General features: G+C 70.1%; 7 protein-coding genes. 6 read left to right on the top strand and 1 reads right to left on the bottom strand.

Translation table 11 applies throughout. The annotated features are described in order from the left end of the window. Positions 1–85: 85 nt before the first annotated feature. Positions 86–1351, top strand: a complete 1266-nt coding sequence (locus ACFV9W_RS19265) for an alpha/beta fold hydrolase (protein WP_385762287.1) — start codon at positions 86–88, stop codon at positions 1349–1351. Between the two features lie 28 nt (positions 1352–1379). Here ACFV9W_RS19265 and ACFV9W_RS19270 read toward each other — a convergent pair whose 3' ends face one another. After that, positions 1380–2384 carry a Gfo/Idh/MocA family oxidoreductase gene (locus ACFV9W_RS19270; RefSeq protein ID WP_385762290.1) on the bottom strand — a complete coding sequence of 335 codons (1005 nt, stop codon included), beginning with the start codon at positions 2382–2384 and terminating at the stop codon, positions 1380–1382. A 142-nt stretch (positions 2385–2526) separates the two neighbouring features. Here ACFV9W_RS19270 and ACFV9W_RS19275 point away from each other — a divergent pair, with 142 nt between their 5' ends. The 5 genes from ACFV9W_RS19275 to ACFV9W_RS19295 all read left to right on the top strand — a co-directional run bounded on the left by ACFV9W_RS19275 (position 2527) and on the right by ACFV9W_RS19295 (position 7449). After that, the gene (locus ACFV9W_RS19275) at positions 2527–3291 is read left to right on the top strand and encodes a GntR family transcriptional regulator (protein ID WP_385762293.1); all 765 of its coding nucleotides are present in this window, start codon (positions 2527–2529) and stop codon (positions 3289–3291) included. 105 nt (positions 3292–3396) lie between these two features. Continuing rightward, positions 3397–4407, top strand: coding sequence for a sugar ABC transporter substrate-binding protein (locus ACFV9W_RS19280; protein ID WP_385762295.1), 1011 nt, complete (start codon positions 3397–3399; stop codon positions 4405–4407). A gap of 161 nt (positions 4408–4568) precedes the next feature. Then, complete coding sequence (locus ACFV9W_RS19285; protein ID WP_385762298.1) at positions 4569–5573, top strand: sugar ABC transporter substrate-binding protein; 1005 nt, start codon at positions 4569–4571, stop codon at positions 5571–5573. Further along, positions 5570–6616: an ABC transporter permease gene (locus ACFV9W_RS19290; protein WP_385762301.1), complete on the top strand. Its 1047-nt coding sequence runs from the start codon at positions 5570–5572 to the stop codon at positions 6614–6616. Before ACFV9W_RS19285 ends, ACFV9W_RS19290 begins: the two co-directional genes overlap by 4 nt. Then, positions 6613–7449, top strand: a complete 837-nt coding sequence (locus tag ACFV9W_RS19295) for an ATP-binding cassette domain-containing protein (RefSeq protein WP_385762304.1) — start codon at positions 6613–6615, stop codon at positions 7447–7449. The genes ACFV9W_RS19290 and ACFV9W_RS19295 overlap by 4 nt, the downstream gene beginning before the upstream one ends. Positions 7450–7568 lie beyond the last annotated feature (119 nt).

Genomic DNA, 7568 nt, shown 5'->3' on the forward strand with positions numbered 1-7568 from the left:
TTCGCGCAGTTCCCCGCGCCCCTGAAACGGGTGCGGGGAACTGCGCAATCCTTCGCCCCGTCCTACCCCAGGAGTCACCCCCACCATGACCACCTACCGCCACAACGGACTCGTCTGCACCGACCACACCCTCGACGTCCCCCTCGACCACGCCCACCCGGAGGGACCCCGCATCGGTGTCTTCGCCCGCGAGGTCGTCGCCGAGGGCATGGAGGGGCGTGAACTGCCCCGCCTGCTCTGGCTCCAGGGCGGGCCCGGCGGCCGCGCCGAACGGCCCAACGCGTCCGGGGCCTGGCTGCGCCGCGCCTTGAAGGAGTACCGCGTGGTCCTCCTCGACCAGCGCGGCACCGGCCGCTCCACCCCCGCCGACCGCACGACGCTCGCCGCCCACCCGGACCCGGCGACGTACCTCACGCACTTCCGCGCGGACGCCATCGTGCGCGACGCGGAACTCCTGCGGCGCCAGCTCCAGGGCGACCGCCCCTGGACGGTCCTCGGGCAGAGCTTCGGCGGCTTCAGCACCCTGACCTACCTGAGCCTCGCCCCCGAAGGCCTCGACCGGGCCCTGATCACCGGCGGCCTCCCCACGCTCACCGGCCATGCGGACGACGTCTACCGGGCCGCCTACCGCCGCACGCTCGAAGCCAACTCCCGCTATTTCGCGCGCTATCCGCAGGACCGGTCCCTGGCCGAACGGGTGGCGGACCACCTCACGAAGCACGACGTGCGCATGCCGTCGGGGGAGCGGCTCTCGGTGCGCCGCTTCCAGACCCTGGGCATCACCTTCGGCACGTCCTCCGCCTTCGACTCGCTGCACTACCTCCTGGAGTGCGCGTTCGTGTCAGGACCGAACGGCCCCGCCCTCTCGGACCCGTTCCTGCGCGGCGTCGACGCGGTCGTCTCCCTCGCCCCGCGCCCGCTCTACGCGGTCCTGCACGAAGCGATCTACGCCCAGGGCGGCCGCGCCACCGACTGGTCGGCCCACCGGGTCAGGGCGGAGTTCCCGGAGTTCGACGCCGGGGGCCCGGGGGCCCTGCGCTTCACCGGCGAAATGATGTACCCGTGGATGTTCGACGAGGACCCGGCGCTCGTCCCGCTCAAGGCCACCGCCGACGCGCTCGCCCGCCACACGGACTGGCCGGCTCTCTACGACCTCGACCGGCTCGCCGCGAACGAGGTACCGGTGGCCGCCGCCGTCTACCACGACGACATGTTCGTCGACCGTGAGCAGTCGCTGGCGACCGCGTCGTTGGCGCGCGGCCTGCGCCCGTGGGTCTCCGACCGGCATCTGCACGACGGCGTCAAGGCGGACCCGGCGGTCCTGGACCGGCTCCTCGCGATGACGTCCTGACCCGCGGGATGCCCGAGCGGCGGCGCGGTCAGCCCCCGGCCACCTCGTCGAGCCGCACCACCCGCCGCTCCGCCCGCGACACCTCGCACGCCTCCGCGATCCGCAGGGCCCGCAGGGCCTCCCGGCCGTCGCACGGGTTGGGGCGTTCGCCGCGGGCGACATCGACGAAGGCCTTCAGTTCGGCCTCGTACGCGGGGGCGAAGCGTTCCAGGAAGCCGGGCCATGGCTTCGTCGCGGCGGGTGGGCCCTCGGGTTCCGTGGAGGCGATGGGGGTGCGGTCGTCGAGGCCCACGACGACCGTGTCCCGGTCGCCCGAGAGCTCCATGCGGACGTCGTAGCCGGCGCCGTTGCAGCGTGTGGACGTGGCGGTGGCGAGGGTGCCGTCGTCGAGGGTCAGGAGCGCCGCCGCCGTGTCCACGTCCCCCGCCTCCCGGAACATCGCGGGCCCGGCGTCGGACCCGGTCGCGTACACCTCGACGACCTCGCGGCCCGTCACCCACCGCAGCATGTCGAAGTCGTGGATCAGGCAGTCCCGGTAGAGGCCGCCGGAGAGCGGGAGATACGCGGCCGGGGGCGGCGCCGGGTCGGAGGTCATCGCGCGCACCGTGTGCACCCGGCCGAGCTTCCCTTCCTGGACGGCGGTCCGCGCCGCCGTGTACCCGGCGTCGAAGCGCCGCTGGAAGCCGAGCTGCAGCACCGTGCCCGCCGCCTCGACCTCCGCGAGCGCGGCCAGCGTGCCCGGCAGGTCGAGCGCGATCGGCTTCTCGCAGAACACCGGGAGCCCGGCCCGCGCCGCCCGCCCGATCAGCTCGGCGTGTGCCGCCGTCGCCGCGGTGATCACGAGCGCGTCCACGCCCCACGTGAAGATCTCGTCGACGCCGGGCGCCGCCGTCGCCCCGATCCGGTCGGCGAGCGCGGCCGCCCGCGCGGGCTCCGCGTCGGTGACGACCAGCGAGCCGACCTCCCGGTACCGCTCCAGCACGCCCGCGTGGAAGGTGCCGATGCGGCCCGTTCCGATGAGTCCGATGCGCATGGCACACAACGGTGGCGTGGTCCCGGGTGGGTGTCAATCGTTTGTCCTGACAAACACCCGGCTGCCGTGGCCGGGCTTCTTTGTCCTGACAACCTGACCTCCGGACTTCCCGTCAACATCTCACCCCCGCTACCCTCGCTCCGTGGCCAAACCCGTAGCTGACCCGACCGTCGACCTCGGCCTCAGCGTCGATCGCAGCAGCCCGGTGCCGCTCTACTTCCAGCTGTCCCAGCAGCTGGAGGCGGCGATCGAGCGCGGCGCCCTGACCCCCGGCAGCCTGCTCGGCAACGAGATCGAGCTCGCCGGGCGCCTCGGCCTGTCCCGGCCCACCGTCCGCCAGGCCATCCAGTCCCTCGTCGACAAGGGGCTGCTCGTGCGCCGCCGCGGCGTCGGCACCCAGGTCGTGCACAGCCAGGTCAAGCGCCCCCTCGAACTGTCCAGCCTGTACGACGACCTGGAGGCGGCCGGTCAGCGCCCCGAGACCCGGGTCCTCGGCAACACCCTCGTGCCGGCCTCCGCCGAGATCGCCGCCGCGCTCGGCGTCGCGGAGGGCGAGGACGTGCACCGCGTCGAGCGGCTGCGGCTCGCGCACGGCGAACCGGTCGCGTACCTCCGCAACCACCTGCCCACCGGACTGCTCGCGCTCGACGACCAGCGGCTCGCGGCGACCGGCCTGTACCGCCTGATGCGGGCCGCCGGCATCACCCTGCACAGCGCCCGCCAGTCCGTCGGCGCCCGCGCCGCCACCGCAGTCGAGGCCGAGCGGCTCGGTGAGCAGGAGGGCGCGCCGCTGCTCACCATGGAGCGCACGACGTACGACGACACGGGCCGCGCGGTCGAGTTCGGCTCGCACACGTACCGGGCCTCCCGCTACTCCTTCGAGTTCCAACTCCTCGTACGCTCCTGACCGTTGGGCGTCCGAATGTTCTGACAAAGTCATTGACGCTGCGATGGGACCCCGCTACAAACTCCTCCAGCCGCACCGGGCGGCCGGAGGAGAGGTGGCTCCACCATGCGCACGAACCGCACAGGCCGTACGGCCGCAGGCTGCCTAGTCGTCGTTTCCGTGATCGCGCTCGCCGCCGGTTGCAGTGGCTCGGGCGGCAAGGACTCCGAGGACAAGGACGACGGCGGCGGAGGCGGCGGCAAGGCCGTGAACACGCCCCGCATGAAGATCGCGCTGGTCTCGCACTCGGGCGAGGGCGACACCTTCTGGGACATCGTGCGCAAGGGCGCCCAGCAGGCCGCCGACAAGGACAACGTCCAGTTCCTCTACTCCAACGACAAGGAGGCCAAGGGGCAGGCCGAGCTGGTGCAGGCCGCGATCGACAAGAAGGTCGACGGGATCGTCGTCACGCTCGCCAAGCCGCAGGCCATGGAGCCAGTGCTCGCGAAGGCGAAGGCCGCGGGCATCCCGGTCGTCTCGATCAACTCCGGCTCGGAGTTCTCGCAGAAGTTCGGCGCGCTCAGCCACATCGGCCAGGAGGAGGGCGTGGCGGGGGAGGCGGTCGGCAGCGAGCTGGCGAAGCAGGGGAAGAAGAAGACCCTGTGCGTCATCCACGAGCAGGGCAACGTCTCCCTGGAGCAGCGCTGCGACGGCGTCCGCAAGACCTTCAAGGGCAGCGTCGAGAACCTCAACGTAGAGGGCACGAACGCGCCCTCCGCCCAGTCGTCCATCGAGGCGAAGCTCCAGGCGGACAAGGACATCGACGCGGTCGTCGCGCTCGGCGCCCCGATCGCGGCGCTCGCCGTGAAGGCCAAGGACGGCGCGGGCAGCAAGGCGGAGATCTCCACGTTCGACCTGAACGCCGAGGTCGTACGCCGGCTGAAGGCAAAGGAGGTCACGTTCGCCGTCGACCAGCAGCCGTATCTGCAGGGCTATCTGGCGGTGGACGAACTGTGGCTCCACAAGACGAACGCGAACGTGCTCGGCGGCGGCAAGCCCGTCTTCACGGGCCCGGCGATCGTCACCGAGAAGGACGTGCCGCAGCTGGAGAAGTACACCGCGCGCGGTACCCGGTGAATGGATGCATGATCCCCGTGACCCATACTTGTGCGTTTGGGACCGGAATGAGGTCCTCTAGGACCGGATCAATCGGGTCCTTCAGGACCGGATCACGGTCCGCCGGGGTCGGCCCGCCGATCCCGGTCGATGACGCAGCAGACCAAGAAGGGCACGGCCTCGTGGCACGGTTTCGGACCTGGGTGAGCATCGCGGTTGCGGGGGCTCTCGGCCTCTCGCTCGCAGGGTGCAGCAGCACCGGCGGCAAGCGGGCGGAGGACGCCAGGAAGTCCCAGGCTGCGCAGGGCAGGGCGGCGGTGGACACGCCCCGCTGGACCTTCGCCATGATCACCCATTCGGGCGATGGCGACACCTTCTGGGACATCGTCCAGAACGGCGCCAAGCAGGCGGCCACCAAGGACAACATCAACTTCCTCTACTCGCACAACGAGGAGGCGAACCAGCAGGCGCAGCTCGTCGACGCGGCCATCGACAAGAAGGTCGACGGAATCATCGTCACGCTCGCCAAGCCGGACGCCATGAAGTCCGCCCTGGCCCGCGCGAAGAAGGCCGGCATCCCCGTGATCACCGTGAACTCGGGCTCCGAGATCTACAAGAAGTACGGCGCGATCACGCACATCGGCCAGGACGAGACCATCGCCGGCGAGGCCGTCGGCAAGGAGCTCAACAAGCGCGGTAAGAAGAAGGCGCTGTGCGTCCTGCACGAGCAGGGCAACGTCGGCCACGAGCAGCGCTGCGAGGGCGCCAAGAAGACCTTCGACGGCAAGATGACGAACCTGTACGTCGAGGGCACCAACATGCCCGACGTGCAGTCCTCCATCGAGGCCAAGCTGCAGTCCGACACGTCCATCGACTCGGTCGTCACGCTCGGCGCCCCGTTCGCCGCCACCGCCGTGAAGGCCAAGGAGGACGCGGGCAGCAAGGCCGAGATCGAGACCTTCGACCTCAACGACAAGGTCGCGCAGGAGCTCCAGGACGGCGACCTCGGCTTCGCCGTCGACCAGCAGCCCTATCTCCAGGGCTACGAGGCCGTGGACCTGCTCTGGCTCTACCGGTACAACGCCAATGTGCTCGGCGGCGGACAACCGGTCCTGACAGGTCCCGAGGTCGTCACCAAGGACCAGGCCGCGAAGCTCCAGGAGTACGCGAAGCGGGGGACCCGATGAGCAGCGCGACAACCACGCCGGAGAAAACCGACGAACGGCTGGTCAGGACCTCGCCCTGGAAGAAGCTGCTCGGCCGCCCCGAACTGGGCTCGGTCATCGGCGCCGTCGCCGTATTCATCTTCTTCGTGATCTTCGCGGACAGCTTCCTGCGGGCGACCAGCCTCGCGACGGTCCTGTACGCGTCCTCGACCCTCGGCATCATGGCCGTGCCGGTGGCACTGCTGATGATCGGCGGCGAGTTCGACCTGTCGGCGGGCGTCATGGTCACGTCCTCGGCGCTGATCTCGTCGATGTTCAGCTACCAGATGACGGCGAACACCTGGGTGGGCGTCGGCGTCTCGCTCCTGGTGACGCTCGCCATCGGCGTCTTCAACGGCGTCATGCTGACCCGCACCAAACTCCCCAGCTTCATCATCACGCTCGGCACGTTCCTGATGCTGACGGGCATGAACCTGGGCTTCACCAAGCTGATCAGCGGCACCGTCTCCACGAAGTCGATCGCCGACATGGAGGGCTTCCAGTCGGCCAAGTCCGTCTTCGCCTCCACGTTCAGCATCGGCGGCGTCGACTTCAAGATCACGATCCTGTGGTGGCTCGCCCTCGTCCTCGTGGCGACCTGGATCCTGCTCCGTACCCGCGTCGGCAACTGGATCTTCGCGGTCGGCGGCGACCTCGACGCGGCCCGCGCGGTGGGCGTCCCGGTCAACAAGACGAAGATCGGCCTCTACATGGGCGTCGCGTTCGGCGCCTGGATCTCCGGCCAGCACCTGCTCTTCTCCTACGACGTCGTGCAGTCCGGCGAGGGCGTCGGCAACGAGCTGATCTACATCGTCGCGGCCGTCATCGGCGGCTGCCTGATCACCGGCGGCTACGGCTCCGCGGTCGGCGCGGCGATCGGCGCGCTGATCTTCGGCATGACCAGCAAGGGCATCGTGTTCGCCGAGTGGAACTCGGACTGGTTCAAGTTCTTCCTCGGGGCGATGCTGCTCCTCGCGACCCTGCTCAACGCGTGGGTCCGCAAGCGCGCGGAGGCGAGCAAATGACGACTGATACGCGTACGCCGCTGGTGGAGCTGGACGGCGTCAGCAAGTTCTACGGCAACATCCGCGCCCTCGACGACGTCTCGCTCGTCGTCAACGCGGGCGAGATCTCCTGCGTCCTCGGCGACAACGGCGCGGGCAAGTCGACCCTCATCAAGATCATCGCGGGTCTGCACCAGCACGACGGCGGCCGGTTCGCGATCGAGGGCGAGGAGACCCGCCTCAGCAACCCGCGCGACGCCCTGAACCGGGGCATCGCCACGGTCTACCAGGACCTCGCGGTCGTCCCGCTGATGCCGGTGTGGCGCAACTTCTTCCTCGGCTCCGAACCCACGAAGGGCACGGGCCCCTTCAAGCGCCTGGACGTCGAGCTCATGCGGCGCACGACGCACGAGGAACTGGCTCGCATGGGCATCGACCTGCGCGACGTCGACCAGCCGATCGGCACGCTGTCCGGCGGCGAGCGCCAGTGCGTCGCCATCGCCCGCGCCGTCTACTTCGGCGCGAAGGTCCTCGTCCTCGACGAGCCGACGGCGGCGCTCGGCGTCAAGCAGTCGGGTGTGGTCCTGAAGTACGTCGCGGCGGCCCGTGACGCGGGTCTCGGCGTGGTGCTGATCACGCACAACCCGCACCACGCGTACCTCGTGGGCGACCGGTTCGTGCTGCTCAAGCGGGGCGGGATGTTCGGCAGCCACGCGCGCGACGAGATCACGCTCGACGAGCTGACCCGGCAGATGGCGGGCGGCTCCGAACTGGACGACCTCCGTCACGAGCTGGAGCGGGCGCCGGTGCCGACGCATTTGGGCGGGCATACGGCCGACGGCGCCGAGAAGTAGGGCCTTCCGTTACGCGCGTGCGTGTGCGTCTTTCGGCTCTTGCGGGCGGCCGCGCGTCGCGTCGTTGGTCGCCTTTGCGCAGTTCCCCGCGCCCCTTTCAGGGGCGCGGGGAACTGCGC

Source organism: Streptomyces sp. NPDC059897 (genome assembly GCF_042730865.1).
Taxonomy (GTDB): Bacteria; Actinomycetota; Actinomycetes; order Streptomycetales; family Streptomycetaceae; genus Streptomyces.

Excerpts from the sequence above, each read along its gene's own strand:
- ACFV9W_RS19290 (WP_385762301.1), top strand. The coding sequence starts at position 5,570 with ATGAGCAGCGCGACAACCACGCCGGAGAAAACCGACGAACGGCTGGTC.
- ACFV9W_RS19280 (WP_385762295.1), top strand. The coding sequence starts at position 3,397 with ATGCGCACGAACCGCACAGGCCGTACGGCCGCAGGCTGCCTAGTCGTC.
- ACFV9W_RS19270 (WP_385762290.1), bottom strand. The coding sequence starts at position 2,384 with ATGCGCATCGGACTCATCGGAACGGGCCGCATCGGCACCTTCCACGCG.
- ACFV9W_RS19265 (WP_385762287.1), top strand. The coding sequence starts at position 86 with ATGACCACCTACCGCCACAACGGACTCGTCTGCACCGACCACACCCTC.
- ACFV9W_RS19295 (WP_385762304.1), top strand. The coding sequence starts at position 6,613 with ATGACGACTGATACGCGTACGCCGCTGGTGGAGCTGGACGGCGTCAGC.